Genomic DNA, 24,722 nt, shown 5'->3' on the forward strand with positions numbered 1-24,722 from the left:
TGACCTTGGGGAGCCCGCCGCCCGGTCAGCGTTCGATGAGCGTGACCTCCAGGGAGTAGTGCGAGGCCCGGTAGAGGTGGGAGCCGTGCTCGACGGCCCTGCCCTGGTCGTCGTAGGTGGTGCGGATCAGCGTGAGCAGCGGCGCCCCGCGCCGCTCGCCGAGCAGCCTCGCCTCGGCCGCCGTGGCCGCCCGCGCCCCCATGCGCTGGTTCGCCACGCGCATCCGCACCCCGGAGGCGCGGAGCGTCTCGTACAGCCCGTGCTCCCGAAGGCCCTCGGCGGTCAGCGGGGCGAGCCCGCAGGGCAGCCAGTTGTGCAACAGGGCGAGCGGTTCCCCCGTGGCGTAGCGGATCCGCTCCAGGCGGAGCATCTCGGTGCCGGGCGCGACGCCGAGGGTCGCGGCGACGTCCTCGCCCACCGGAGCCGGGCCCAGGAGCAGCACCCTGGTGGCCGGCTCCTGACCGGCCCTGCGAAGGTCGTCGTAGAGGCCGGTCAGCTCGATGGAACGCCTGATCTGGCCGTGCACCACCTGGGTGCCGACACCTCGCTTGCGCACCAGCAGGCCCTTGTCGACCAGATACTGGATCGCCTGGCGGATGGTCGGCCGCGACAGGCCCAGCCGACCGGCGAGCAGGATCTCGTTGTCGAGACGCGCCCCCGGGGGCAGATCGCCGCGGCGGATGGCCTCGGAGATCTGCTCGGCCACCTGGAAGTAGAGCGGGACCGGGCTGGACCGGTCGAGATCGATGGCGAGCTGCGTCATTCGCCCTCCCCGTTGACACGCCGCGCCGTCAGGCTAGCGGACATCAGAATGTCTTGACAAAAACCGTCCGGTCCTGGCCACCGGGACAGGGACCATTGTTCGCGCCGCCGTTCGCGCCACTGGAGGAAGCATGGATCAGCGCAGGGATCAGAGCACCGCGACGAAGCTGTCCGCCGTCGCGGCCGAGGCCGCCCGCGCGGTGGGCGACCGGCTCCGCGGGGCGTTCAGGTCGCGTCCCGCGATCGAGACCAAGAGCGACTTCCACGATCCGGTGACCGAGCATGACCGTGCCGCCGAGGAGATCATCCGAGAGGTCATCGACAGGCGTGTCCCGGGGAGCACGGTCATCGGCGAGGAGGGCGGCAGCACGGGTTCGGGTGAGATCCGCTGGTACGTCGACCCGATCGACGGGACCGCGAACTTCGCCGCGGGGCTGCCGTTCTTCTGCGTGTCGATCGCCGCGGCAGTCGGGGACGAGGTGGTCGCCGGGGTGGTGTACGACCCGGTGCGAGACGAGGAGTTCCGAGCCGATCCTGGCGGTGCCTGGTGCAACGGCACGCGGCTGCGCAGCGCCGGCGCGACACGTGACCGGGAGGGGGTTCTGCTGACCAGTTATCCCACTCCCCGCGAGGTGACCGAGGGCGGGGAGGAGACGCTGCGCCGGTTCGGCAGGATGCTGGAGGCGTTCGCCTCCACGCGCCGCCCGGGCAGCACCGCGCTCAAGCTGGCGTACGTCGCGGGCGGGTGGGCGGACGTCGCCTACGGCAGTAGGGTCAGTCCGTGGGACATGGCGGCGGGGTCGCTGCTCGTCCGGCGGGCCGGAGGCGTCTTCATCCCGTTGGACGGGTCGGTCTTCGAGGCCGGCGGCTACCTCGCCCACGTCGGAGGCTTCGACCTGGCGGGATCGGTCATGAGCGAGCTGCTCCTTCACGACCGCCAGGTCCGAGACGTCGGCGGGCCGGGGTGAGCCGGCGAAGGGCCCGCATGGTCGACCCTCGCGCGGGGCAGGTTCCGCGTGTCGGTGAACCAGATTACCTATTGATCCTGTAGGAAATACAGGTAAAATGATTGTCTCGCCGTACGAAGGAGCCGCCATGAGCCTGGAGCCGGAGGCCGAGAGCCCGCTGGCCGCCGCGGTCGGCGCCGCGCGCTGGATTCGTTCCGCGGCCGTGGACGACGAACGCGGACGGCACTGGCTGGCCAATCCCGACCCCCGAGGCCGGGCCGCCATGCCCGACCACCCCCTCTCGCTGTACTCGGGGGCGGCCGGGATCATCCTGTTCTTCCTGGAACTCGCCGCCGCCACCGGAGACGACGGCTACCTCGACGACGCCACGGCCGGAGCCCGATACCTCGCCGCCACCTGGCGGGAGCAGGCCGACCTCTCCCTCCATCACGGCCTGGCCGGAGTGATGTTCGCCCTGGCCGAGACCGGCTGGGCCACCGGCGAGGGTGGCTTCGAGGTCGAGGCCGGCGCCGTCGCCGACCGCATCGTGCGCAGCGCCCGCCCCGTCGACGGCGGCCTGGGCTGGACCGGCGACCCCGCGCAGCGAGGTGACGGCGGGATCATCCTCGGCCTGCTGCACGCCGCGGGCATCCTGGGAGTGCCCGCCTACCAGGAGGTCGCGGTCGAGGCCGGCGCCCGCATCGCCACGCTCGTCGTCCCCGGTCACCGCTTCGGCGAGGGCGCCTGCGCCGACCTGCCCCTGGACGCGGTCACCCCCGGCTTCCTGTCCGGCACCGCGGGCACCGCCTTCCTGCTCGCCCGCCTGTACGGCGTGACCGGCGAGAGCGCCTTCCTGGGCGCCTCCCGCAGGGGGGCCGACTTCGTCCGCGCGGTCAGCGCCGTGAACGAGCGGTGCGCGCTGGTGCCGCACCACATCCCGCAGGGCCGCGACCTGCACTACCTGGGCTTCTGCTCCGGCTCGGCCGGGGTCGCCCGGATGTTCTACGAGCTGCACCGGGTGTCGGGCGACGCCGGGGATCTCGATTGGGCCGAACGGCTGGCGCGGGGGATCGTCCGCAGCGGCGCCCCCGCCAACCAGAGCGGCGGCTCCTGGAACTCGGCCTGCCAGTGCTGCGGCACCGCCGGTCTGGTGGAGCTGTTCGTGGGACTCTGGGCGGCGACCGGCCACAGCCGGCATCTGGAGTTCGCCCGCACGCTGGGGGAGAACCTGGTCGGCCGGGCCACCGGCCACGACGGCAGGGGCACCCGCTGGTACCAGGCCTACCGGCGGTTGCGCCCCTGGGAGGTGACCGCCGACACCGGCTACATGGTCGGGGCAGCGGGGGTCGGGGCCGCACTCCTGCACCTGGAGGCCACCGCCCGCCCGCAGGAGGCGAGGCGGCTCATCCTGCCGCCGGACAATCCGTTCCCCGCGATCCCGTTGCCGAGCGCGACGCTCCGACGCTCCTGACGGCTCCGGACGATCGTGGAAGGCGTGTCGCCGGCGGGCCGGCCGCTCTCGCGGACGAGCGTGACGAGAGGGCGCCGCAGCGAGATGGGGCGGAGGGCGCGACGCGGATCCGCGACCTGGTGGCGAGGGGGACGCGTCCTCGGCCCGCCGCGTCCGAGCAGCTCTCCGGACCCTGTACGGTCGGGCATCGAGGCCTTCACCGGGCCCGGCGTCGCGAACACCCCTCCGGCACCGTCCCGGCACCCCGGACCGGGTCACCCCCGGTACGCCCGATCGTGCCGACCCGGTCGCGGAAGGTGGCGGCCACCGGCGCCCCTCGCGCCGGAGAAACCAAGGATGATCTGCCCTTTGGCCGTCAAGGGGTGACAAAGCTCGTGATGATGATTGGTGATTCTCCGTGAGTGTTGCGCAAGGCATGCCTAATCTCGGTGTCGTGACAATCGAGGACTTCCTTCCCGACCCCGGCCGTTCCGTCGTCGCGATCGAACCGGCACAGCCGGGTGCCGGCCACTGGGCCGGCGCGCCGAGCGCCGTGGCGAGCGACGGGCTCATCTACCTCGCCTACCGGCTGCGCCGCCCCGTCGGCGAGGGCCGTGGTTACGCCGTCGCCGTCGCCCGTTCCGTCGACGGTGAGCGGTTCGAGACCCTGCTCACGATCGGCAGGGAGGAGATGGACACGGAGTCGCTGGAGCGGCCCACCCTGGTACGCACGCCGGAGGGACGCTGGAGGCTCTACCTCAGCTGCGCCACCTACGACACCAAGCACTGGCGGGTCGAGGTGCTGGAGGCCGACGACCCGTCCGGCTTCCAGGCCTCGCAGCGGCAGGTCGTGCTGCCGGGCGACCCGAAGACCGGCGTCAAGGACCCGGTGATCGTGCTGCGGGACGGCCTCTGGCACCTGTGGGCCTCCTGTCACCCGCTGGAGGAGGACCACGAGGCCGACCAGATGGTGACCGACTACGCCACCAGTGCCGACGGCATCGAGTGGACCTGGCAGGGCACCGCGCTCAGCGGCCGTCCCGGCACCTGGGACGCCAGGGGTGCGCGGGTGGCCGCGGTCCGCTTCCTCGGCGACAGGGTGGTGGCCTTCTACGACGGCAGGGCCACCGCGGCGGAGAACTACGAGGAGAAGACCGGTGTCGCGGTCGGCACGGATCCGGCGGAGCTGACCCCTCTCGGCACCGAGCCCGTCGGGGTCTCGCCGTACGCGGGCGGTGGCCTTCGCTACCTGGACATCGTGGATCTGCCGGGCGGCGGGCGGCGGCTCTACTACGAGTACACCCGTGCGGACGGGGCGCACGAGCTCCGCACCGAACTGCGCTGATCACGGCACGGGGTCCCGGGCGTGCCACGGTGCCCGGGACCGTCCGGCGGAGATCGTCGAGCCGCTTCCCGGAGCGTCTCGCTACGCCTGGGGGCGGCCGTTGCGCGCCTGGCGCTGGCCGTTGGGGCGGGTGCCCACCAGGCCGCCCGAGCGCTCGCGGGGACGGAGCCAGTCGCTGAAGTCCTCGCCGGTCACCGTCTGCAGCAGCGCCACGTCCTCGGTGAAGTAGGAGATCAGCTTCTCCCGCTGGTCCCAGGTGAGCGGCTGGCGGGAGCGGGCCCGCTCCTGCAGCCTGCGCTCCAGCGGGTCGGTCAGTGCCACACTCACCCGCGACGGCAGGAAACGTCCCACGGACGATCCCACCCGCAGCGCCCGCGACAGCATCCGGTGCCCGCGGGTCGGCTCCGGGTGGGCGGTCACGTTCTCCCTGGGGACCTCGGTGACCACGCCGGTCTCCACCCCGAGAAAGCGGAAGATCCGGTCGAGGGTCTCGGCGGGGCGGTCGACCAGGTCGCGGTAGCGGTAGACGAGCACCTGCTCGCGCGGGAACAGGGTGAACAGGTGCTCGAGCTGCTCCCCGTACTTGCCGAGCCCGCGATAGTGCCAGAACGGCGCCCAGCCGGCCCTGACCCGCCGCTCCTCTTCGGCGCAGGCGAGGACCACGTCGCCGATCGGCTCCAGCCCGGCCGACCACAGGTGGGTCCAGTTGGAGTGGGCGCGCTCCACCGGGTCGCGCAGCACCACGATGAGTCTGGCGCCGGGGATGGTCTCCCTGATGCGCCGCTGCGCCGCCAGGTCGTAGAGATAGAACGGGGTCGACTCGCCGGTGAGCGTGCCCGGCGGTGCCGCCGTGAACAGGGCCTCGTACTCCTCGCGCTGCCAGACGTGCTCGCGGTAGGTCTGGGCGTCGCCAGGTCCCCCCCTGGTCGGCGGCGGGCCGTCGCTGAGGAAGAACTTCGGTTCCTTCACCGGGGACATGAACAGTCCCGGGTGCCGGGCCAGTGCGGCGTGCAGGGCGGTGGTCCCGGCTTTCGGGGCACCGATCGTGAGGAAATTCGGCAGGGGCATCGTTATTACCCTTAATCCCTACTATGATTATTGGTAAATATAGCCCTTTCTCGGGCGAAGGCAAGCACCCGCTCGTGCGATCGCCGTGCCCCAGGGGGAGTTCCCGATGGCGGAGATTTCAGTCATCGCATCTATCTCCAGGTCATGGATGTGAAGAGGTCTGTCCCGTCCGATGAACGCCGAGTTCTTTTCTGCTGTTTCGCCACTGTGAAGGAGTTTTGTCGCGCTGCGCCGGGGTGACCGGCGCGGGTGCGTCGCCGAACGGTGCCGTCACGTCGCGGCGGTGATCGGCGTAAGCCGGCGGCGCGAACACCGAGGTCAAAAAGCCGAGCCGGAGCCGGACGAAGCCGTCGCCGCGACCCGGCTCGCCCTTCAGAAGTCGAACGACTCCACATGGATGCGCCGGCCGGGCACGCCCGCGCGGCGCAGGGCGTGGCGCGCCGCGACCGTCATGCCGGAGGGGCCGCACAGATAGACGTCGTGGACGGCCAGACCGGGTATCAGAGCCCGCAGGGCGCGCCCGGTCAGCGGCACGCTCCGCCCACCCGACGATCCGGTGAGCTCGTCCACGGTGTAGTGGATCGTCGCGCCGCGCACGGCGGCGATGGCGTCCAGCTCGTCGCGGAGGATCAGCTCCTCGTCGCGGCGCGCCATGTAGACGAGGGTCACCTCGCCGGGCAGCGTCTCGAAGAGCGCGCGCAGCGGGCTGATCCCCACGCCGCCGCCGACCAGCAGAACCTGCGGCCTGCGGCGCCGCGCGGCGGTGAGGGCCCCGTAGGGGCCCTCGGCCCACACGCGGGTACCGGGCCGCAACCCGGCCAGCGCGCCGCTGTGGTCGCCGACACCCTTGACGGTGATCCGCAGGAAGCGGGAGTTGGCGGGTGCCGACAGCGAGTAGGGGTTGGCCGTCCACCACATGCCAGGGGCGAGGAACCGCCAACGGAAGAACTGGCCGGGTTCGGCGCCCAGCTCCTCCAGGTGCTCCCCGGTCAGGTAGACCGACACCACGGTGGACGACTCCCTGCGGACTCCGGCGACCCGCAGCCGGTGGCGCAGGGCACGGTGGACGGGGGTGAGGAAGCGGTACCAGGCCAGCAGGGCGACGACGGAGGCGTACAGCGCGTACCAGAACACCCTCATGACGACGCCGCCGGCGAGGTCCGGCCCGGTGAGCTGGTGGCCGAACCCGAGGAAGACGGCCCCGTAGGTGATGAAATGCAGGTAGTGCCAGATCTCGTACCGCATCCTGCGTCGCACCTCGCGCACCGAGACGACCGCGACGCCGGTCAGCAGCAGGAGGGCGACCGTCGCCTCCAGCATGGCCGGGCCGTCCAGGATCAGCCCCGCGGTCCCCTCGAACACGCTCGTGCCGGACCGTGCCACATGGGCCGCGACGGCGAACAGCATGTGGGCCGCCGACAGGACGATGGTGTGGCGGCCGCCCGTCGCGTGCCAGCGGGCCAGCCGGTCGGTCCCGACCCCGCGATCCAGCGCGGGAACGCGGGCCATCAGCCCCAGCAGGACGGCGCAGGCGTAGCCCGCGAGCATGCCGGTGAGCCTGCCCGCCCAGGCCAGTGCCCCGGCGACCCCGGAGACCGAGGTCAGGTCCGACCAGCACGTCGCGGTCGCCGCGATGGCCCCGGCGCAGACGAGGGCGAGGACCGGAAAGGGCCGCGCCCGGCGCGCGGGCGGCCGGACGGCGGCGCGTCGCCGTGCGCGCGTGCCGGGGGCGGGGGCGGAGGCGGGGCCTTTCACGGCTTCAGCCGGGTGAGACGGTCGCCGTGGTCCTTCTCCAGGGTGGCGGCGAACGCCCTGGTCTCCGGGTCGGAGCCCGACTTCTGCTCGCCCTTCGCGACCAGGACCGACTGGGTGAGATATTCGCGCGCGTTCCTGGTGAAGAGCCGGTCGAACGCGGCGCCGTCGGCCCGTCTCAGGGCCGCGAAGTCGTCGGGGATCACCATGCCCGGGATGTCGTGCCCCTCGTGCTCGTCGCTCTCCGGCACCCCGGACCTCCGCAGCAGGTCGCGCAACCTTCCGAGCGTCGTACGGTGATCGGCGACGTTCTCCTCGGCGAATCGGGTGATCCTCGAATTCGAGGTCTTGCCGGGGGCCAGCTCCAGCAGGCGTACCGCCTGCTCGGTCATCGGGATCATCAACTGCAACCACGCGATGTCGGTGCCGTTGAAGGAGCCCGACGCGCTTCCGGTCGGTGTGGGAGGCGCGTCGGGTCCGCTTCGTGACGACGGGTGATTCGCGGCCGAATGGGTCGGCGGCTCGGCGGCGACACATCGTGATACCAGCAGCACGGTGAGCACGGCGAGTACCGTCGCGCCGATCGTGGACGCCTTCATGTCGCTCCTTCGCTCACGCCGATCCCGTGGTGAGGCGAGACCCGGTGTGTGGGGCCTCGCCCTGTTCAGGCCGGACGGTGTGTCTCGCGCCTGAAAGCGATCACCTGTCGTCTCAGGGGGTGCCGTCGGCGCCGCACTTGACGATCGGGCGGATGCAGTCACGCACGCGGCGCTCCATCTCGGCCTCGGGCCAGGCGTTGAAGAAGTCGGCGTGCATGGTGTAACCGGGGCCCGAGGAGAGCCGGAACCTGGCCGGGTCGCCGCTGACCGGGTAGCGCAGCACCTGGCGCAGCTTGGGCACGATCACCGGGTGTGAGGCCGGGCAGGCGCCGTTCACCGGATAGGACATGTGGCTCTTGTGGTCGGGCGAGTCCAGGTCCTTGCCGTTCCAGCAGTGCGGGAAGTCCAGGTAGGACTCCAGCATTTTGCCTGCCGGGCAGTTGACGAAGTTCTTGGAGGAGCCCACCTCGCCGGCGTGCAGGCACGACCAGCGCGAGCTGCTCGTGGGGTCGTTGACACCGGTCGCCTTGGCGTTGCCGGCCACGATGCGCAGGCCCAGCGGGAGCGGCCGGGTCTGGGCCATCAGCTCGTCCTTGATGCCCTCACCCAGGTAGTAGAACGTGGTGCCGGTCGGCTCGACGGGCTTGTCGTTGCTGTAGAGGGTCGGCACCCAGTACGAGGACAGGTCGGCCTTGGGGCTGCAGGTGGTGCCCCCCTTCAGCAGGCTCTTGATGTCGGAGTCGGCGTTCGTGGAGGTGTTGCCGAAGAAGCTGTGCATGTGCGACCCGCCGGCGAGGCCCGGCATCACGATCGGGTCGTCGGGCAGCCGGTGGGTGTAGGGGCACTCGGCGAGGAACTCCGCCACCCGCACTGCGCCGGGCGGGACCGGGCCCTTGGGCAGGTTGGTGCCGGAAGCAGGCGGGGTCGCGGTGGTGGTGGGGGCCGGCTTCGTCGGGGTGGCGCTCGGCCTGGGGGTGGCGGTGCCCGAGCCGGTGCCGTAGACCTCGAACTCCCACAGCGAGACCCCGTACTGGGAGGAGCGCCTGGTGGTGTTGAGCCGGACGTAGCGGCCGGTGGCCGAGACGTTCAGGGTCTGCACGCCGCCCTTGCCCGCGGTCGTGGTGTGGATCGTCCTCCACTGGCCTCCACCGGAGGAGGTCTGGATCGTGAAGGCCGTGGCGTAGGCGTTCTCCCACTTCAGCACGATCTTCTTGATCGCCTTGGACGCGCCCAGGTCGACCTGGAGCCACTGGGGGTCACTGAAGGCGCTCGACCAGCGGGTGTTCTCCTTGCCGTCGATAGCGGCCGCGGCGGACAGGTCGCCCCTCTCGGACGAGGAGGCGGTGGCCCTGCCGCTCTGCGACAGCGGGGCCTCGGCCGCGCCGGCCGGGGTGACGCCGTTCACCAGGGAGACGCCCAGGACGGTCGCGAGGGTGCCGGCGAGCGCGAGGCGATGGACTCGCCCGCCCGATCTGCGGCCGGGGGCCGTGGTGTTCGGAACGGTCTCACTCATGTGGATGAGGTCCTTAGGGGGATCGAGTTGTGGTGGACGTGATGCTCGACGGCGTCTCGGACGGACCGGCTCGTGGCCCGGTGTGTCGGCGGACAGCGGTGTCACCGTGCGCCTTCGCGGTGTCACCGTCACGAGCCTCCTTCGCCGTCACGCCCGGCGCCGGGCGTGTTCTGTTCCTGGACTGGAGACCGGCGGGGGGACGGGCGACAACAAAAAACCCAAGGAAATCTCAGAAAATCTCAGAAAAAGGGCGGAGAAGATTTTTGTTGTCTCCCTGACCTGCTGCCGGTCTCCATAGAGGGGGCTCGTTGGTCTTCCGCTATGAGGGGTTATGGAGAGAATCGTCCCTGCGCGCCGCCCGGAGCGGCTCGGGGGCGATGACCGTGGACGGCGACAGGAAGCGGAGTGCGATGCGCGGAACCGGCAGGGGCGGACCCGACACGGCGATGGTGGCCGCCGCACGCGACGGGGACCAGCAGGCGTTGGACGCGCTGGTGGCCGACTCCCTCCCGCTCGTCTACAACATCGTCGGGCGAGCGCTGAACGGCCACACCGACGTCGACGACGTGGTCCAGGAGACGTTCCTGCGGGTCGTCCGCGCGCTGCCCGACCTGCGCGACCCGCAGGCATACCGGTCCTGGCTGGTGGCCATCACCGTCCGCCAGGTGCGCGACCACGAGCAGGATCGCAGGACCACCCAGCACCGCAGGGCGGACCTCGACACCGCGGAGGAGGTGCCCGACCCCGCCTCGGACTTCGCCGCCGTGACCATCCTGAGGCTCGGGCTCACCGACCAGCGCCGCGAGGTCGCCGAGGCCACCCGCTGGCTGGACGGCGACGACCAGGCGCTCCTCGCCCTGTGGTGGCTCGAGGAGACCGGCGAACTCGACCGTGCCGATCTCGCCGGAGCCCTCGGCCTGTCGGGGCGCCACACCGCCGTACGCGTCCAGCGGATGAAGGAACAGGTCCAGACGGCGCGCACCATCGTGCGGGCGCTGCGCGCCGGCTCGGGATGCCCCGGGCTCGGCGCCCTCACCGCGAACTGGGACGGCCTCCCCAGCCCGCTGTGGCGCAAGCGCTTCGCCCGGCACATCCGTGACTGCGCCGTCTGCCAGGGGCACACCGCGGGCCTGCTGCCCATCGACCGGCTGCTCAGTGGGCTGCCGCTGCTGCCCGTCCCCGTCGGCTTCGCCCTGCACCATCTCCAGGCCGCTCCCCCCGCCGTCGAGGCGGTGGCGCACGCCGCCTCCCACGGCGCGCACGCCCTCAAGGCGACCGAGACGGCGCGGACGGGCCTGTCGGCCTCCCTGCCCTCCGCCCCTGCCGCGATCGGCGGCGCGGTGGCCGTCGTCGTCGCGGGCGTCCTGGTGTTCGGGCAGTTCACGGCTCCCGCCCCCGAGCCCGCTCCTTCGCTCGCCGTACCCGCGCCGGCGGTCTCGCTGTCGCCGCCCCCGGCGCGGACGCCGTCGGCGCGCGCCACCCCCGAAGCCTCCCCGTCCCCCGCGCCCAGCCGCAGGCGAGCCTCCCGCACTCCCACTCCCACGCCGACCCCGCCGCCCGCGGTCGTGACCTCCCCCAGGAAGGGGGTGGGCGTATGGAAGATGCCCGGCCTCAGCTCGGCCCTCGCGAAGTCCGGCGCGAGCTGGTACTACACCTGGTCCACGCGCCGCGAGGGCGTCACCGGTCCCAGGGCGGACGGGTTCGTCCCGATGATCTGGGGGGCGGGCAGCGTCACGCCGGAGAACCTCGCCCAGGCGAGGCGCGCCGGGCCCTACCTGCTCGCCTTCAACGAGCCCGACCTGCCCGAGCAGGCCAACATGACCGTGGAGGAGGCGTTGTCGCTCTGGCCGGACCTCATGTCCGCGGGCCGCGTGCTCGGCAGCCCCTCCGTCGCGTTCGGCGCCGACACCCCGGGCGGCTGGCTGGACCGCTTCATGTCCGGAGCCAAGGAGCGGGACTACCGCGTCGACTTCATCGCGCTGCACTGGTACGGGGCGGACTTCCGTCCCCAGCCCGCGGTGAACCAGCTCAAGTCGTACATCCAGGCCGTGTACCAGCGCTACCGCAAGCCGATCTGGCTCACCGAGTACGCCCTGATCGACTTCTCGAACGGCACCCGCTACGCCAGTGACGCCCAGCAGGCCGCGTTCGTCACGGCCTCCACCAGGATGCTGGCCTCCCTGCCGTACGTGCGACGTTACGCCTGGTTCGGCCTGCCCTCCTCGGAGACCGAGCCGGGCAGCGGGTTGTTCCGCGGCGACGGGACCGCCACCCGCGCCGGCCGCGCCTTCCAGGCGGCACGCTGAGCGTCGTGTCCCTGGGCGGCACTCGGACGGATAGCCTTGCCGGGTGCCCGACCCGTACCTGACTCCGCGGGAGACCGTGGAACACGAGATCGAGATCAAGCGCTCCCGGTTCCTGTGCACGGTCGGCCCGGTCTCCTCAGAGGAGGCGGCGAGGGAGTTCGTCGCCGCCCGCAGGCGGTTGCACGGCGACGCCACGCACAACTGCTCGGCGTACGTGATCGGCGGTGACCGCCGGGTCCAGCGGGCCGACGACGACGGCGAGCCCGGCGGCACCGCGGGGACCCCGATGCTGGAGACCCTGCTGCGCCGGGGCGTCGCCGACGTGGTGGCGGTGGTCACCCGATACTTCGGCGGGGTGAAACTCGGCGCCGGAGGGCTGGTCCGCGCGTATGGCTCTTCGGTCGGCAAGACGCTGGACCTCACGCCGCTGGTCGGCATGGTGCCCGCCAGGGTCATGACCGTGACCGTGGACCACGTCAGGGCCGGGCGGCTGGAGAACGACCTGCACGCCTCGCCGTACGAGGTGAGAGAGGTCCGCTACGGCGCGGACGTCGGCTTCCGCGTCGCGGTGCGCGAGCGGGATCTGCCCGCCTTTCCCGGCTGGGTCGCGACGCTGACCGCGGGCCGCGCCGGGATCGAGCCGGGCGAGGCGGTCCACCTCAGGGACGCCTGACCCGCACCCGTCCTGTGCCTGTCGCAGGCCGGGCCCGGCTGAAAGGCGGCGCCCCTTCCCCGGGAAAGCCCTCGGCACGCGCCGTTCCCGTCGGCAATAAATGTGGGATGGGTCACACTCGGACGGGGTGACGGTGCCGGCCGACGGCCATGGCCGCCCGTCCTCGGAGGCGGTACGGGATCCTTCCGTGCCACCGTCGCCCCCGCCCTGACCGTCCGATTCCCCTCTGACGTGGGAAAACCTCGAACGACATCCGGTCGTCACGCCCGCGCGGAGCTCGGCTGCGGTTTTCCGCAGCCGAGCTCCGCGGCGCACACCAGGTGAGGAAGGCGGCGTTCCTCATCCAGACCGTACGCAGCTCTCCGTAGCCTTGTCCCTATGAGTTCACCGAATCTCGACGGAGTCGCCGGATGGGCGATCAACCTTATGGAAACCCTGGGTGCGCCCGGGGCGGGGCTGGCGATCGCACTTGAGAACCTGTTCCCGCCTCTGCCCAGCGAGGTGATCCTGCCGTTGGCGGGCTTCACCGCGAGCAAGGGGAACATGGGGCTGTTCGACGCCGTGCTCTGGACGACCCTGGGATCGGTGGTCGGCGCGCTCGCGCTGTACGGGGTCGGAGCCCTGCTGGGCAGGGAGCGCGTGGTGTTCATCGCCTCCAAGCTGCCGCTGGTCAGTGTCTCCGACATCGAGAAGACCGAGGCGTGGTTCGCCAGGCACGGCAGGAAGACCGTCTTCTTCGGACGGATGATCCCCATCTTCCGCAGCCTGATCTCGATCCCTGCGGGGATCGAGCGCATGCCGATCATGATCTTCACGCTCCTCACCACCCTGGGCAGCCTCATCTGGAACACGGCCTTCGTGATGGCGGGGTTCCTGCTCGGTGAGCAGTGGGAGCTGGTCGAGGAGTACATGGGGGTGGTGTCGAAGTCGGTGCTGGGCATCGTGATCCTCGCCATGATTGTCTTCATCGTGGTCAAGCTGTCCGACAGACGCAAGGGCAGGCACCACGCTTAGCCGCGAACACTCCGATCAGGGCCCGCCCGGCGCGGGCGGGGAGCGCCCGGGGTCTGTCACCCCGGGCGCTCCCCGCCTCTCCCGGCGGGTCCTTTCCCGTTCGCGACACCTTTTCCGCGCGTTCCGGAGGTCTGTGGGCGCCGGCGAGGGAGAGGGGCTGTCGAAGGGCCGGCAACGGTGCGGCGGGGATCGGTGATCAGGGTGACGCCGATCCGGCGCGTCGCCGGTGGCGCGAGCGGGCCAGGCCGTGGGCCGTGCGCAGCAATTCCAGGACCGCAGCCTCGGTCCGCGGCCCCGGATTCACCACGGCCAGCCAGCCCAGCGGGCCGTAGACGGGGTGCGCCATCACGGAGTCGATCACGCTGGGGTCGGCCTCGTCCGTGGCCGTGTCACGCGGCCGGCGGCCCGTCCAGCCGACGAAGGCGTCCTTTCCCGCGAAGAGGTTCAGGCGGAAGACACCGGGACGGTTCAGACGCGACAGCTCGTCGTCCGGATAGTCCTTCGTCACGATCGTCGCGAAGGGCTGGGTCGCCTTCGGGACCTCGCCGTCGGGCGCGTAGTAGAAGAACGCGTCACCCCAGCTGATCTCGGGTGAACCGTCACCGGGCGCGGGCCTGAGGGTGAGAACCCCGTCGAGGCCGGTGAGGAACTCGATGATCTCGTCGATACTCATGCGTTGTAGCGTTTCATTCATGTGGTTGTGGAGACTTTTCCCCGAACACCCCGAGGTAGAGGGGTGAAAAGCCGCAAATCAGGAAATATGCGGACGGTCGATGTCGCGCGACAGGCCGGATACTCCGTCCAGCAGGTGCGCAATCTCGAACGCGACGGCGTCCTGCCCCCGGCGACGCGCACCGGCACGGGATACCGGATCTACGGCGAGGCCCATCTGCGTTCCGCGCTCGCCTATCGGGCCCTCGCCGAGGCCACGGGGCCCATCGAGGCCAGGAGGATCATGCGCGCGGCGCACGCGCGCCCAGCCTCGGAGGTGCTCGCCCTGCTCGACGCGGCGCACGCCAGGCTCGACACGGAACGACGGGAGCTCAGGCTGGCGAGGGAGGCCGCCGCGACGATCTCCGGAGAGACGATCGGCGACGTACGCCCCTCGGATGTCATGAGCGTCTCCGAACTCGCCGCCGCGCTCGGCGTGCGCCCCTCGACATTGCGGCACTGGGACGCGGAGGGCCTCGTCGTCCCCCGCCGGGCCTCCCCGGGAGGACCGCGGCGATACTTCCCGGACGATGTCCGGGACGCGCGGATCGTCCATCAGCTACGCCTGGCCGGCCACCGCGTCGCCCCGCTCCGGGCCCTGATGCCGGAGCTGCGGCGCACCCGCCGCTGGGACGAGGTGATGACCACGCTGGCCGCCAGGGACGCGAGCGTCGACGCCCGCTCCAGAGCCCTCCTCGACGCCGCCGCCGTGCTCAGCACGCTGATCCCGCCGGCGGGCGCCTCCAGGGAGACCGCCGTGGACGTACGGGCCTGAGTCCCGGCTTTCTACTCCACGCACGCAGGTCGCCGACCGGCTCGTCCATGAGCACAGCCGGTGGGCGGCCACGACAGGCTGGGCACTGATCAACGCGGCTGATCCGTGCGGCACCTGACCCGCTGCACCTCAGGCGGGTTCGGAGATGGGCACCCAGTTGAACTCCGGGCAGTAGCGGGAGTAGGTGGCCAGCTTCCAGGCCGCGTACTCCCGTGTCCGGCCGGTGGCGCGCAGCAGGTGTTTGACCCAGGTGTGGGCGATCCGTTCCTGGCGGCTCATGCCGGTGTCGATCTCGTCGAGCATGCGGCACGCGACCACGAAGTCCTCCTCGGTCAGCGCCGACAGGTCGATCTCGACGCCGTCGACCTCGAAGGAGAACACCAGCCGGGTGGTGGTGAACCGGGTGAAGCGCTCGCCCTTGAAGGCGGCGTGCGGGGCGAGCGCCGCCATCAGCTCCTCGCGACCGGCGATCGGGTAGCCGATTCCCAGGTCCAGATCACTGGTCTGAAGGTTGAGCTGGATCCCGAAGGAGCCGACGTCACGCGGCGTGTGCCCCGTCCAGGACTCGACAAGGTGGGCCGCCGCGGCGCGGACCCGCAGGAGCCGCTCGTCCTCCGCGCGCCGTGCCTGCCAGAACGCCTCGGCTCGACGGAACTCCTCAGCGTCGAAGGACTCGGGAACAGCCCACCTCGAGGCCAGGACGGACTCAAGATCGAGGTTCGTCGCCCGACCACCCGCGGAGATCGTTTGATCGGTCATCGACCCAGCGTAGTAACAGCGGCATGGCACGCCTCGGAGGTTCCCGTATTTCCCAGAGGGCTCCTGGCATCGGAGCCTCAGGGGCGGAGCGGGTCCTTGTCGGCGGGGGAGAGGTCGCTGGGCCAGAGCCGGTAGACGTTGAGACGCGTCTCGTAGTACTTGTCCGTCTCCCCGACCCACTGCATGCCGATGCGCTTGGCCGTCGCCGCGCCGCGGTCGTTGTTCACCCGGACGACCGCGACCAGCTCGTGGGCGCCGATGGAGAACGCCCAGGCGGCCAGGGCGCGGCCGGCCTCGGTGGCGTAGCCCTTTCCCCAGGCGTCGGGGGAGAGCTGCCAGCCGATCTCGATGTCCTCCTCGTCGGGAGGCAGGTAGCGCAGGGAGAGGCCGCCGACGACCCGCTGGTCGGAGTTGCGGACGATCGCCCACCGGCCCAGCGGGGGCGTGAGGGTGCTGCGGTTACGGTCCCACGACTCCAGCGTGGCCCGCATCGCCTGCTCGCCCTCGAGCTGCGTCATCGCGGGGGAGAGCCACCGGGTGACCTCGGGGGCACCGTAGATGGCGAGGGCCTCGGCGGCGTCGTCGGGACTCCAGTCACGCACCGTGAGGCGGGCGGTGGTCAGTAGGGCCATGTTTTCCTCTCCCTGACGAGTTGACCGGCCATACGGCGACGAGAGGACGCCGACCTGGAGAAATATCGGTTTCTTGCTGGAAATATCCGACGTATTGCACTTGTGAGAGTACGCCTATTCACCGGGTAGCGGCGAAGCAGGGCGGGGATAGCCGGGACGTCTCCCTGGTGTCTCCAGAAAAGGAGGGCGGGCGGCACCCGCCGTGACCGCCCACGCTCTCCCGGGGGAGGGTGCGGGAAAGGGGAATCGGCCCGCCCTCGGAGCCGGGAGACGGCCAGGAGGAACGGCCCGCCTCTCCAGGACGGGAGGGGAGGGCGCCGGATCGGCCTCAGCCCTCCAGGGCGTATCGCATCACCCGGAACTTGGCCTCGGCCTCGGCGAGCTCGGAGGCGGGATCGGAGTCGCCCATGATGCCGCAGCCGGCGAACAGCCGGGCGGTGGGGCCCTCGATCTGGGCGCAGCGCAGCGCGATGCCCCACTCACCGTCGCCCCGCGCGTCGATCCAGCCCACCGGGCCCGCGTACCCGGCGCGGTTCATGCCCTCCAGTTCGCGGATGACGCCGAGAGCCGCTCCCGTGGGGGTGCCGCCGACGGCGGCGGTCGGGTGCATGGCCGCCACCACGTCAAGGACCGAGGCCCCGTCCGACAGCCGTCCCCGCACCGGGCTGGCCAGGTGCTGGACGTTGGAGAGCACCAGGAGCTCGGGCTCCTCGGGGATCTTCAGTTCGGCGCAGAGCGGGTCGAGCGCCTCGCGCACCGAGGCGACCGCGCAGGCGTGCTCGTAGCGGTTCTTCTCCGAGGCGAACAGGGCCGTGCCGCGCGCCACGTCGTCGGCCTCGTCGGCGCCGCGCGGGATCGTGCCGGCGAGCACCAGGGACTCGACGGTCTCCCCGGCGCGCCGGACCAGTAGTTCGGGCGTGGCGCCGACCAGCCCCGCGCAGGAGAAGGTGTAGCACTCCGGGTAGCGTCCGGACAGGCGGGCGAGCAGCAGCCGGACGTCGATCGGACGCTCCGCGACGGCGGTCAGGTCGCGGGCGAGCACGGTCTTCTCCAGCCGGCCCGACCTGATACGCCGGACGGCCCTGGCCACGGCGTGCTCCCACTCGGGCGCGGTCAGGCTGCCGTCGCCGTAGCGGATCCTGCCGGGGGCGCGGAGTGGGGTGACCGCGTCGAGCCGCCGCTCGCCGACGGTGGTCAGCCAGGCGCGGCCGTCGCGGCGGGCGAGAATGGTCTGGGGGACGACGAGAACCGAGCCGTGCGCCTCCGGATCGAAGGTGAAGGAGCCGAAGGCGACGGGACCCGAGCCGGGCGCCGTCACGTCGTCGTCGACGTGCGCCTCACCGAAGAGGCCCGACAGCCGGTCGCGGGCCCAGTCGAAACGGCCCGGACCGGGCGGCACGGTCAGGCGGACGGCCTCGCCCCAGGCGACGAGGCCCTCTCCGTGTCTCACCCAGGCGTAGGGGGCGGCCTCGGGCAGTCGGGTGAACAGGTCACCGGGGTCGTCGATGGGGGTGGTCGTCACCACGAGAGGACGGGTTGATCCGAGCGCTACACTCACCTCCGCCACTCTATGCGGGGAACTGAACGTGTTCGACGGCAGTATGCCCGCCAGCACATCCGCCACGCGCTGTCAAGAAAACCAAGGCACTCGGTCAACAGACTCTACCGTCCTGGCCTGCGGTGATACATCCGAAGCAGACGCGATCTCTCAGCGGAGGTGTCATGCTTCGCACGACTGTGACAGCACTCACAGGGCTGGCCGCCCTCATGACCGCCTGGGCGCCCCCGGCCGGAGCCACCCGGACGGCGGAGCCCTGGCGGCCGGTGGTCATGGCCGCGCTCGGCGACTCCATCAGCGCGGGGTTCAACGCCTGCGGCTGGTACCTCACCTGCGCCTCACGCTCCTGGTCCACCGGTGACCATCCGAGCGTCCAGAGTCAGTACGTGAGGCTGCGGGCCGCGGACGTGGTCGCCGGGAGCACAGTGAACCTCGCCGTCCCCGGTTCCACCAGCGCCGACCTCGCCGGGCAGGTGGCCCGGGCGGTCAGCCGGCGTGCCGACTACGTGACGGTGCTGATCGGCGCCCAGGACGCCTGCGTGTCCGCCGAACGGCTGATGACCCCCGTGGCCGTCTACGAGAGGCGGGTGGCCGAGGCCCTGGCGCTGTTCCGTGCCGGGCGCCCCGGCGGCCGGGTGTTCGTGGCGAGCATCCCCGACCTCAAGCGGCTGTGGCAGATCGGCAGGAAGAACTCGGTGGCGCGCGGGTTCTGGGCGGTGGGCCGGATCTGCCCCACCATGCTGGCGCGGCCCACCTCGACCTCGGTGGCCGACCAGGCGCGCCGTGACCGCGTGCGAGCCAGGGTGGCCGACTACAACGCCGCGCTCGCCAGGGTCTGCGCGGCGTACGGCCCCGCCTGCAGGTTCGACGGCAACGAGGTCTTCAGGCAGCGCTTCACGACCGGACACCTGAGCAAGTGGGACTTCTTCCACCCCAACGCCGCGGGCCAGAAGCTGATCGCGGAGAAGACCTACGCGATGATGCGCGACTGGCTCACCGAGAACGACACAGCGGACGACACAGCGGGCGACACCGGGCCCGTCCCGGCCCCGGCCCCCGTTCTTTGATCTCGGCCCTGCCCGGCGCCGTGCGCGCCTCCGTTGCGCACGGCGCCGGGTCTCCCTCGTGGTCGGTCCGTTTCGGGGGAGGTGAGGCGGGTGGTCTAGAGCCAGCCGTTGTGCCGGGCGGTGCGGGCGGCCTCGATGCGGTTGCGGGTGCCGGTCTTGCCGATCGCGGCGGACAGGTAGTTGCGCACGGTGCTCTCCGACAGGTGCAGCCGCCGTGAGATGTCGGAGATCGCCGCGCCGTCGGCCGCCGCGGCGAGCACGTCCCGTTCGCGATCGGTGAGCGGGCTGGTACCGGTGCTCAGCGCGGCGGCGGCCAGTACGGGGTCGATCACCTTCTCGCCGGCCAGGACCCGGCGGATCGCCGCGGCGAGATCCTCGACGGGACCGTCCTTGACCATGAACCCGGCGGCGCCCGCCTCCATCGCCCGCCGCAGGTAGCCCGGTCTGCCGAAGGTGGTCAGGATCAGCACTTTGCAGCCCGGCAACCCGTCCCGCAGCCCGGCCGCGGCCTCCAGGCCACTCGCTCCCGGCATCTCGATGTCCAGCAGGGCGACGTCGGGTCGCACGGCGAGCGCGACCGGCACGACCTCGTCGCCCCTGGTGACCGTGGCGACCACCTCGATGTCGTCCTCCAGGTCGAGAAGCAGGGCGAGCGCGCTGCGCATCATGCCCTGGTCCTCGGCGAGCAGCACTTTGATCATGGAAGCGTCACCCTCAGCAGGAAGCCGTCGTGGTCATGGATCTCCAGCGTCCCGCCGAGTGCGACGACCCGCTCGGTCAGGCCGCGCAGGCCGTTGCCCGCCGGGCTCCCGCCGCGTCCCCGGCCGTCGTCACGGATCTCCAGCGTCGTTCCCTCCAGGAGGATCTCACAGGTGCCCGCGGCGCTGTGGCGGACCACGTTGGTCACCCCTTCCCGCACGGCCCAGCCCAGCAGGGCGTCGGCCTCCGGTGCCCGCCGTTCCCCGGTGACGGTGACGGTGGCGGTGATGCCCGCGTCGGCCAGGGCCGTGCGCGCCGAGGCCAGCTCCGCGTCGAGCCCTCGGCCCCGATAGCCGGTGACCGCGGCCCTCACCTCGGTGAGCGCCTCCCTGCCGACGGCCTCGATGTCGGCCGCCTGCCGCGCCGCGGCCTCGGCGTCGCGGGGGGCGAGCCGTCGTACGGCCTCCGCCTTGACCACCATCACCGACAGGGTGTGCCCGAGCAGGTCGTGCAGGTCGCGGGAGAAGCGCAGCCGCTCCTCGGCCACCGCGACCCGGGCCAGCTCCTCGCGGGTCTCCTGGAGTTCGGCGATCACGGAGAACAGCTTCAGGACGACACTGACCACGAGGCCGCCGGTGGTCGTCCCCCAGCTGGCCAGGGAGATGCTCTGCCAGCTCGCCCCCGAGCGCCACATCACCGCCACCAGCGCGACTGTGAGCGCGGTGAGGATGACGTAGACGGATCGGCCGCGCAGTACGACCCCGCAGGCGATGGTCATCAGCGGCGCGAGGTAGAACCAGTTGTGCGCGAAGCCCGCCAGCAGCAGGAAGGCCACCGTGAGCAGCCCGGCCAGCGCCACGGTCGCCGCGCGCCGCCCGTTGTGGAAGGCCAGCCGGACGCACAGCACGTACAGGACGGCGAAGGCGGCGACGCCCAGCGCGGCCGGCACCACCGGCCGCACGTGGCCCGCCGCGAGGTCACTGATCGGGGGGTAGGCGAGCATCAGCCACGGGTAGAAGGCGAACTCTCCAGGTCCGCCTCCCCCTCTTTGTGAGCCCTCCCTCCCTGCCATCTTCTCCCGCCCCTTCCTGGCCTCTTTCCCGCCCGTCACCTCCACAGCCTGTGGCCCCTTCACCCGCACCTCCCGGGGCCGCTCCGCCTTCCCGCTCATCGGGTCACTCCTATCACGCGGCTCATCGCGCGCGCCCTGCCCGGCGGTAGCCGTACACCGCCAGGATTCCGAAGACGACCAGCCAGCCGGTCAGGATCAGCGCCGTGCCGGCCCCGGGGGTCTCGCCGAAGGCGACCTTGCGCGGCAGGTCGGCGTAGCCGAAGCTCGGCGTCCACTGCGCGACGGTCCTCAGCCAGGAGGGGAAGCCTTCGGTAGGCAGCCACAGCCCTCCGACGATCGCCATCGTCATGTTGGCCGCGATGGTGAACACGGCGGCGGTCTGGCCACTGAACAGGTAGCCGAGGGCCATGCCGAGCAGGGTGAAGGGCAGGGAACCCACCCAGAGCAGGAGCACGATCGAGATCCACTGCCAGACCTCCAGCCGTACCCCGTTGAGCAGCGCCGCCGACAGGCACGCCCCGGTGATCGCGGGCAGCACCATGAGCACACCGGTCGCCGCCTTGCCCGCGACCACCCGTACCGGGGCGAGGGGAGTGGTCCGCAGCTGCCGCAGCCAGCCCGCGGTCCTGTCCTCGGCGATGCCGGCGCCGTTGTTGAAGGCCGAGCCGATCGCGCCGAAGGCGGCCATGTTGACCATCATGTAGAGGGCGGCCCAGACGCGGTCGTCGCCCGCCACTCCGAGGTTGGTGAAGACGAGGTACATCGTCACGGGCATCGCGAAACCCATGATCACGTATCCGGGGTCGCGGAGGATTCTGGTGACCTCCAGGCGGACGTAGCCGAGCATCAGACCTCCACCTCCGACGGTCTCGGTGCCCGCCCTGCCCGTTCCGCCTGTCCTGTCGGTCCTGCCTGGCCCGCCTGCCCTGTCAGTGCGAGGAAGGCGTCCTCGAGCGCGGCGGGAACGACCTCGAGGTCTCGTACGCCTCCCGCCGCCGCCAGTGCCACGACGGTGGCGTCGGCGTCGCGGGTACGCAGGTGGGCTCGCTCCCCCCGGATCTCGACGGAGACGACCCCGGGCAGGCGTTCCAGGAAGGCACTGCCCCCACCGGCGGTGACGCTGACCGTGGACAGCGCGACCAGCCGCTTGATCTCCCCGCTGGTGCCGTCGGCCACGATCCGGCCTTTGTCGACCACCACGACCCGGTCGGCGTACTCGTCGGCCTCCTCCAGGTAATGGGTGGAGAACAGGATCGTCCTGCCGCGCGCGGTGAAGGCGCGCATGCTCTCCCAGAACTCCCGCCTGGCCCGTACGTCCAGCGCCGCGGTCGGCTCGTCGAGCAGGATCAGCTCGGGGTCTCCGGCCAGTGCGAGCGCGAAGCGGACCCGCTGTGCCTGGCCGCCCGACAACCGCTCCAGCCTGCGACCGGCGAGCCCTTCCAGCCCGGCGATCGACAGCACCTCCTGCAGGGGGAGCGGCGCCCGGTAGGTCCCCGAGACGAATCCGACCAGCTCGCGGACCGTGGTCCGGGAGACGAGGCCGCCCTCCTGGGGCATCGCCGCCAGCCGCCCGCTCCGGATCGCGTCCTCGGGGGTGCCCCCGAGGACGCGTACCGTCCCGGAGTCGGGGGTCAGCAACCCGAGCAGCAGCGCGATCGTGGTCGACTTTCCCGCGCCGTTGGGACCGAGGAGGGCGACGGTGCGCCCGGCGGGGATGCCGAGGCTGAGACCGTCCACGGCGCGCACCGCCCCGAAGCGTTTGGTCACGTCCTTGAGTGACACCGTGTCATTCGCGTCATTCGTGTCGTCTGTCATGTGGACGACGCTACGGAGCGTGCGTTGTTCGAGGCAGATCCATCGATCCACAGCCAGTCATGACAAATGTCCCGGTGCTCCGCCCTTCCGAGAACTCCGGGATGTCCGGCCCTCCCGGGCTCGGCCGGTCCGCCAGGGCATCGCGGGGCCCTGGCGCCGTGCTCTCCGAGGTTCTCCGCCCGAGCCTGTCCCCTCTCAGCCCGCCAGCGCGGCCAGCGCGGCGGCGGTCTCCCGCGGCCTGGAGACCATCGGCCAGTGACCGGTCGGCACCGCGACGAAGCTCCACTCGGGCCCGGCGAGCGCGGTGAAGAAGGGATGACCGGAGGCGATCATGGCGTGCACCTGCTCCAGCGGGAACGAGCACGTGACAAGCGTCTTGGGCAGCTCGTCCGCGCCCCCCTTGAGCATCAGGGGCTGGGTCATGGTCCCGTACGGCTGCGGGGTCGCGCGGGCGGCGAGCCACTCGCGCTCGGCCTGACCCAGTCCTTCCAGGCCGGCGCCGGCACGCTCGTGCTCCTCCCAGGAGGGGAACGGGTAGTGCACTCCCTCGCCCCGCTCGGTGACCCGCCTCTCGACGAACGCCCGCCACTCGGGCTCCTGGAGGTCCAGCTGGGACATCCCGTCCGCCATTGGTCCGCTGTCGACGTAGACGATCCGGGCGACGCGCTCGGGAATCCGGTCGGCCGCACCGGTGACCGGGGCGCCGGCCCCGCTGTGGGCGACGAGGATCACCTCGGTCAGATCCGCGAAGACGACGGTGTTGACGATGTCCTGGATGTGGGTCTCCAGGTCGACCTCGGGGCCCGCCAGGTGAACCCTGTCACCAAGGCCGGTGAGCGTGACCGGGTGGACGTCATGTCCGGCCTCGCGCAGCGGCCCGGTGACCTTCTCCCAGGCCCACGCGCCGAGCCAGAAGCCAGGGACCAGGACGTAGGTGCTCATACTGTCTCTCCTCTGTTCGCCTGGTTTCACCCTAGGATCGAATCCGGACAGAATCAGTCCTGATTTTTGAGGGGAATTTCGATGACCGCAGGCCGGGTGCTCGCGTTGCTGGAGTTGCTGCAGGCCAACCCCGGCCTGACCGGCTCCGACCTCGCCGCACGGCTGGAGGTGGACGAGCGCACGGTCCGCCGCTACGCGGTGAGACTGTCGGAGCTCGGGGTGCCGGTCCAGGCCGAGCGGGGCCGGTACGGCGGCTACCGGCTACTGCCCGGCTACAAGCTCCCGCCGCTCATGCTCACCGACGACGAGGCCACGGCCGTGGTGCTGGGGCTGCTGGCCGGGCGGCGGACCGGGCTGGCGGTGGGGGAGGCCGCGACCGAGAGCGCGCTGGCCAAGATCCAGAGGGTGCTCCCGCGCCCGCTGCGCGAGCGCGTCGACGCGGTGTCGGAGACGCTGGGCCACACCGGGAACGCGGCGCCGAGGGTGAGCGCTCCGAGGGCGGGACCGCTGCTCGCTCTCGCCGGCGCCGCCCGGCGCCGGGTCACCGTCCGGCTGGCCTACCGTTCCTGGCGCGGTGACGCCTCCGAGCGCGATCTGGACCCGTACGGCATCGTCTTCCACTCCGGCCGATGGTACGTCGCCGGGCTTGACCACGGCAGCGGGGAGATCAGGACGTTCCGGGTGGATCGGGTGGCGGGCGCCGCGTGTACCGAGCAGGGCTTCCAGGTTCCCGACGGCTTCGACCCGGTGGCCCACGTGGTCGGATCGCTGTCGGCGGTGCCGTACCGGCACGAGGTCAAAGTGCTGCTGGAGACCACCCTGGAGGAGGCCGCCGCGTGGATCCCCGCCGCCACGGCGACGTTGGCCGAGACCTCCGGCGGGATCTTACTGTCCGCCAGGGCCGAGCGGCTGGACGGGATGGCGCGGATGCTCGCCGGCTTCGGCCGACCGTTCACCGTGATCGCCCCCGCGGAGCTGCGCGACGAGGTCAGGGCATTGGCCGCCCGCCTCGTCGCCTCCGCCGACGCCTCCCCACCCTGAAGCGACCCGGGGACGAAGTCGTCGAGCGATGAGGAGCAAGGGTTCCTTTTGTTGAATGTAATCCGGTTTCGATGGGCGCTTGCTCTGTCGCGCGGTGGGCGTGGTCGGCACTCCAGTGTATCGAGTTTGACTTATATAAGCAGAGCCTGAAATATTTGCCGAGTACGTGTTCGATGTTCCTGGCCGCCGGGTCCGGCATCGAAGCCGTCGTCGAGCGGGACG

The 24,722-nt window shown here is 71.4% G+C and carries 23 protein-coding genes; 9 read left to right on the top strand and 14 right to left on the bottom strand.

All coding sequences use genetic code 11. The features are described 5' to 3' along the window. Positions 1-25: 25 nt before the first annotated feature. The gene (locus AB0B96_RS22030) at positions 26-763 is read right to left on the bottom strand and encodes a GntR family transcriptional regulator (RefSeq protein WP_350947170.1); all 738 of its coding nucleotides are present in this window, start codon (positions 761-763) and stop codon (positions 26-28) included. A 130-nt stretch (positions 764-893) separates the two neighbouring features. On the opposite strand from AB0B96_RS22030, the gene AB0B96_RS22035 reads away from it, so the two are divergent. From AB0B96_RS22035 to AB0B96_RS22045, 3 genes are all read left to right on the top strand, one after another. Beyond that, on the top strand, positions 894-1,730 hold the full coding sequence (locus AB0B96_RS22035; RefSeq protein ID WP_362901276.1) for an inositol monophosphatase: 837 nt from the start codon (positions 894-896) through the stop codon (positions 1,728-1,730). Between the two features lie 127 nt (positions 1,731-1,857). Next, a complete protein-coding gene (locus AB0B96_RS22040) occupies positions 1,858-3,180 on the top strand; it encodes a lanthionine synthetase LanC family protein (protein WP_362901278.1) in 1,323 nt (440 codons plus the stop codon). Positions 3,181-3,613: 433 nt separating this feature from the next. Next, a complete protein-coding gene (locus AB0B96_RS22045) occupies positions 3,614-4,504 on the top strand; it encodes a hypothetical protein (protein WP_362901280.1) in 891 nt (296 codons plus the stop codon). Between the two features lie 81 nt (positions 4,505-4,585). Here the strand turns inward: AB0B96_RS22045 and AB0B96_RS22050 are convergent, their stop codons facing one another. The 4 genes from AB0B96_RS22050 to AB0B96_RS22065 all read right to left on the bottom strand — a co-directional run bounded on the left by AB0B96_RS22050 (position 4,586) and on the right by AB0B96_RS22065 (position 9,436). After that, positions 4,586-5,572, bottom strand: coding sequence for a sulfotransferase (locus tag AB0B96_RS22050; RefSeq protein WP_362901282.1), 987 nt, complete (start codon positions 5,570-5,572; stop codon positions 4,586-4,588). Between the two features lie 372 nt (positions 5,573-5,944). Then, complete coding sequence (locus AB0B96_RS22055) at positions 5,945-7,327, bottom strand: ferredoxin reductase family protein (protein WP_362901284.1); 1,383 nt, start codon at positions 7,325-7,327, stop codon at positions 5,945-5,947. Then, the gene (locus AB0B96_RS22060; RefSeq protein ID WP_362901286.1) at positions 7,324-7,923 is read right to left on the bottom strand and encodes a DUF305 domain-containing protein; all 600 of its coding nucleotides are present in this window, start codon (positions 7,921-7,923) and stop codon (positions 7,324-7,326) included. Before AB0B96_RS22060 ends, AB0B96_RS22055 begins: the two co-directional genes overlap by 4 nt. A 112-nt stretch (positions 7,924-8,035) precedes the next feature. Then, entirely contained in the window at positions 8,036-9,436 is a 1,401-nt protein-coding gene (locus AB0B96_RS22065; RefSeq protein ID WP_362901288.1) for a DUF1996 domain-containing protein, read from the bottom strand. A 308-nt stretch (positions 9,437-9,744) separates the two neighbouring features. Between AB0B96_RS22065 and AB0B96_RS22070 the strand changes: the two genes are divergently transcribed. The 3 genes from AB0B96_RS22070 (at position 9,745) to AB0B96_RS22080 (ending at position 13,429) form a co-directional block, all read left to right on the top strand. Then, entirely contained in the window at positions 9,745-11,742 is a 1,998-nt protein-coding gene (locus tag AB0B96_RS22070) for a sigma-70 family RNA polymerase sigma factor (protein ID WP_362901290.1), read from the top strand. A 43-nt stretch (positions 11,743-11,785) separates the two neighbouring features. Next, positions 11,786-12,415 (top strand): YigZ family protein, encoded by a 630-nt coding sequence (locus tag AB0B96_RS22075; RefSeq protein ID WP_362901292.1) that lies wholly within the window; start codon positions 11,786-11,788, stop codon positions 12,413-12,415. Positions 12,416-12,793: 378 nt separating this feature from the next. After that, the gene (locus AB0B96_RS22080; RefSeq protein WP_350947180.1) at positions 12,794-13,429 is read left to right on the top strand and encodes a DedA family protein; all 636 of its coding nucleotides are present in this window, start codon (positions 12,794-12,796) and stop codon (positions 13,427-13,429) included. A 196-nt stretch (positions 13,430-13,625) separates the two neighbouring features. Here AB0B96_RS22080 and AB0B96_RS22085 read toward each other — a convergent pair whose 3' ends face one another. Then, positions 13,626-14,102: a DUF6194 family protein gene (locus AB0B96_RS22085; protein WP_362901295.1), complete on the bottom strand. Its 477-nt coding sequence runs from the start codon at positions 14,100-14,102 to the stop codon at positions 13,626-13,628. An 87-nt stretch (positions 14,103-14,189) separates the two neighbouring features. Between AB0B96_RS22085 and AB0B96_RS22090 the strand changes: the two genes are divergently transcribed. Continuing rightward, positions 14,190-14,915: a MerR family transcriptional regulator gene (locus AB0B96_RS22090; RefSeq protein ID WP_362901297.1), complete on the top strand. Its 726-nt coding sequence runs from the start codon at positions 14,190-14,192 to the stop codon at positions 14,913-14,915. Between the two features lie 129 nt (positions 14,916-15,044). Here the strand turns inward: AB0B96_RS22090 and AB0B96_RS22095 are convergent, their stop codons facing one another. The 3 genes from AB0B96_RS22095 to AB0B96_RS22105 form a co-directional block, all read right to left on the bottom strand. Beyond that, a complete protein-coding gene (locus AB0B96_RS22095; RefSeq protein ID WP_362901299.1) occupies positions 15,045-15,674 on the bottom strand; it encodes a hypothetical protein in 630 nt (209 codons plus the stop codon). A gap of 77 nt (positions 15,675-15,751) precedes the next feature. After that, positions 15,752-16,306, bottom strand: a complete 555-nt coding sequence (locus tag AB0B96_RS22100) for a GNAT family N-acetyltransferase (RefSeq protein ID WP_350947196.1) — start codon at positions 16,304-16,306, stop codon at positions 15,752-15,754. A gap of 328 nt (positions 16,307-16,634) precedes the next feature. After that, positions 16,635-17,864: an isochorismate synthase gene (locus tag AB0B96_RS22105; RefSeq protein WP_362901301.1), complete on the bottom strand. Its 1,230-nt coding sequence runs from the start codon at positions 17,862-17,864 to the stop codon at positions 16,635-16,637. Positions 17,865-18,028: 164 nt separating this feature from the next. Between AB0B96_RS22105 and AB0B96_RS22110 the strand changes: the two genes are divergently transcribed. Next, positions 18,029-18,931 carry a GDSL-type esterase/lipase family protein gene (locus tag AB0B96_RS22110; RefSeq protein WP_362901303.1) on the top strand — a complete coding sequence of 301 codons (903 nt, stop codon included), beginning with the start codon at positions 18,029-18,031 and terminating at the stop codon, positions 18,929-18,931. Between the two features lie 95 nt (positions 18,932-19,026). Here AB0B96_RS22110 and AB0B96_RS22115 read toward each other — a convergent pair whose 3' ends face one another. The 5 genes from AB0B96_RS22115 to AB0B96_RS22135 all read right to left on the bottom strand — a co-directional run bounded on the left by AB0B96_RS22115 (position 19,027) and on the right by AB0B96_RS22135 (position 23,459). Continuing rightward, entirely contained in the window at positions 19,027-19,632 is a 606-nt protein-coding gene (locus tag AB0B96_RS22115; RefSeq protein WP_362901305.1) for a response regulator transcription factor, read from the bottom strand. Continuing rightward, positions 19,629-20,801, bottom strand: a complete 1,173-nt coding sequence (locus AB0B96_RS22120) for a histidine kinase (RefSeq protein WP_362901307.1) — start codon at positions 20,799-20,801, stop codon at positions 19,629-19,631. Before AB0B96_RS22120 ends, AB0B96_RS22115 begins: the two co-directional genes overlap by 4 nt. Before the next feature lie 22 nt (positions 20,802-20,823). Next, entirely contained in the window at positions 20,824-21,549 is a 726-nt protein-coding gene (locus tag AB0B96_RS22125) for an ABC transporter permease (RefSeq protein WP_362901309.1), read from the bottom strand. Further along, positions 21,549-22,517 carry an ABC transporter ATP-binding protein gene (locus AB0B96_RS22130; protein ID WP_362901311.1) on the bottom strand — a complete coding sequence of 323 codons (969 nt, stop codon included), beginning with the start codon at positions 22,515-22,517 and terminating at the stop codon, positions 21,549-21,551. Before AB0B96_RS22130 ends, AB0B96_RS22125 begins: the two co-directional genes overlap by 1 nt. A 195-nt stretch (positions 22,518-22,712) precedes the next feature. Continuing rightward, entirely contained in the window at positions 22,713-23,459 is a 747-nt protein-coding gene (locus tag AB0B96_RS22135; RefSeq protein WP_362901313.1) for an alpha/beta hydrolase, read from the bottom strand. Between the two features lie 81 nt (positions 23,460-23,540). Between AB0B96_RS22135 and AB0B96_RS22140 the strand changes: the two genes are divergently transcribed. Further along, on the top strand, positions 23,541-24,500 hold the full coding sequence (locus tag AB0B96_RS22140; RefSeq protein ID WP_362901315.1) for a YafY family protein: 960 nt from the start codon (positions 23,541-23,543) through the stop codon (positions 24,498-24,500). Positions 24,501-24,722 lie beyond the last annotated feature (222 nt).

Origin of the sequence: Streptosporangium sp. NPDC049046, assembly GCF_040649155.1 — a bacterium.
Classification (GTDB): Bacteria; Actinomycetota; Actinomycetes; order Streptosporangiales; family Streptosporangiaceae; genus Streptosporangium.

Bases quoted from the DNA above. Each gene is read 5' to 3' on its own strand.
- AB0B96_RS22030 (WP_350947170.1), bottom strand. From the start codon at position 763: ATGACGCAGCTCGCCATCGATCTCGACCGGTCCAGCCCGGTCCCGCTC.
- AB0B96_RS22035 (WP_362901276.1), top strand. From the start codon at position 894: ATGGATCAGCGCAGGGATCAGAGCACCGCGACGAAGCTGTCCGCCGTC.
- AB0B96_RS22040 (WP_362901278.1), top strand. From the start codon at position 1,858: ATGAGCCTGGAGCCGGAGGCCGAGAGCCCGCTGGCCGCCGCGGTCGGC.
- AB0B96_RS22050 (WP_362901282.1), bottom strand. From the start codon at position 5,572: ATGCCCCTGCCGAATTTCCTCACGATCGGTGCCCCGAAAGCCGGGACC.
- AB0B96_RS22060 (WP_362901286.1), bottom strand. From the start codon at position 7,923: ATGAAGGCGTCCACGATCGGCGCGACGGTACTCGCCGTGCTCACCGTG.
- AB0B96_RS22065 (WP_362901288.1), bottom strand. From the start codon at position 9,436: ATGAGTGAGACCGTTCCGAACACCACGGCCCCCGGCCGCAGATCGGGC.
- AB0B96_RS22080 (WP_350947180.1), top strand. From the start codon at position 12,794: ATGAGTTCACCGAATCTCGACGGAGTCGCCGGATGGGCGATCAACCTT.
- AB0B96_RS22085 (WP_362901295.1), bottom strand. From the start codon at position 14,102: ATGAGTATCGACGAGATCATCGAGTTCCTCACCGGCCTCGACGGGGTT.
- AB0B96_RS22090 (WP_362901297.1), top strand. From the start codon at position 14,190: ATGCGGACGGTCGATGTCGCGCGACAGGCCGGATACTCCGTCCAGCAG.
- AB0B96_RS22095 (WP_362901299.1), bottom strand. From the start codon at position 15,674: ATGACCGATCAAACGATCTCCGCGGGTGGTCGGGCGACGAACCTCGAT.
- AB0B96_RS22100 (WP_350947196.1), bottom strand. From the start codon at position 16,306: ATGGCCCTACTGACCACCGCCCGCCTCACGGTGCGTGACTGGAGTCCC.
- AB0B96_RS22110 (WP_362901303.1), top strand. From the start codon at position 18,029: ATGCTTCGCACGACTGTGACAGCACTCACAGGGCTGGCCGCCCTCATG.
- AB0B96_RS22115 (WP_362901305.1), bottom strand. From the start codon at position 19,632: ATGATCAAAGTGCTGCTCGCCGAGGACCAGGGCATGATGCGCAGCGCG.
- AB0B96_RS22120 (WP_362901307.1), bottom strand. From the start codon at position 20,801: ATGAGCGGGAAGGCGGAGCGGCCCCGGGAGGTGCGGGTGAAGGGGCCA.
- AB0B96_RS22125 (WP_362901309.1), bottom strand. From the start codon at position 21,549: ATGCTCGGCTACGTCCGCCTGGAGGTCACCAGAATCCTCCGCGACCCC.
- AB0B96_RS22130 (WP_362901311.1), bottom strand. From the start codon at position 22,517: ATGACAGACGACACGAATGACGCGAATGACACGGTGTCACTCAAGGAC.
- AB0B96_RS22135 (WP_362901313.1), bottom strand. From the start codon at position 23,459: ATGAGCACCTACGTCCTGGTCCCTGGCTTCTGGCTCGGCGCGTGGGCC.
- AB0B96_RS22140 (WP_362901315.1), top strand. From the start codon at position 23,541: ATGACCGCAGGCCGGGTGCTCGCGTTGCTGGAGTTGCTGCAGGCCAAC.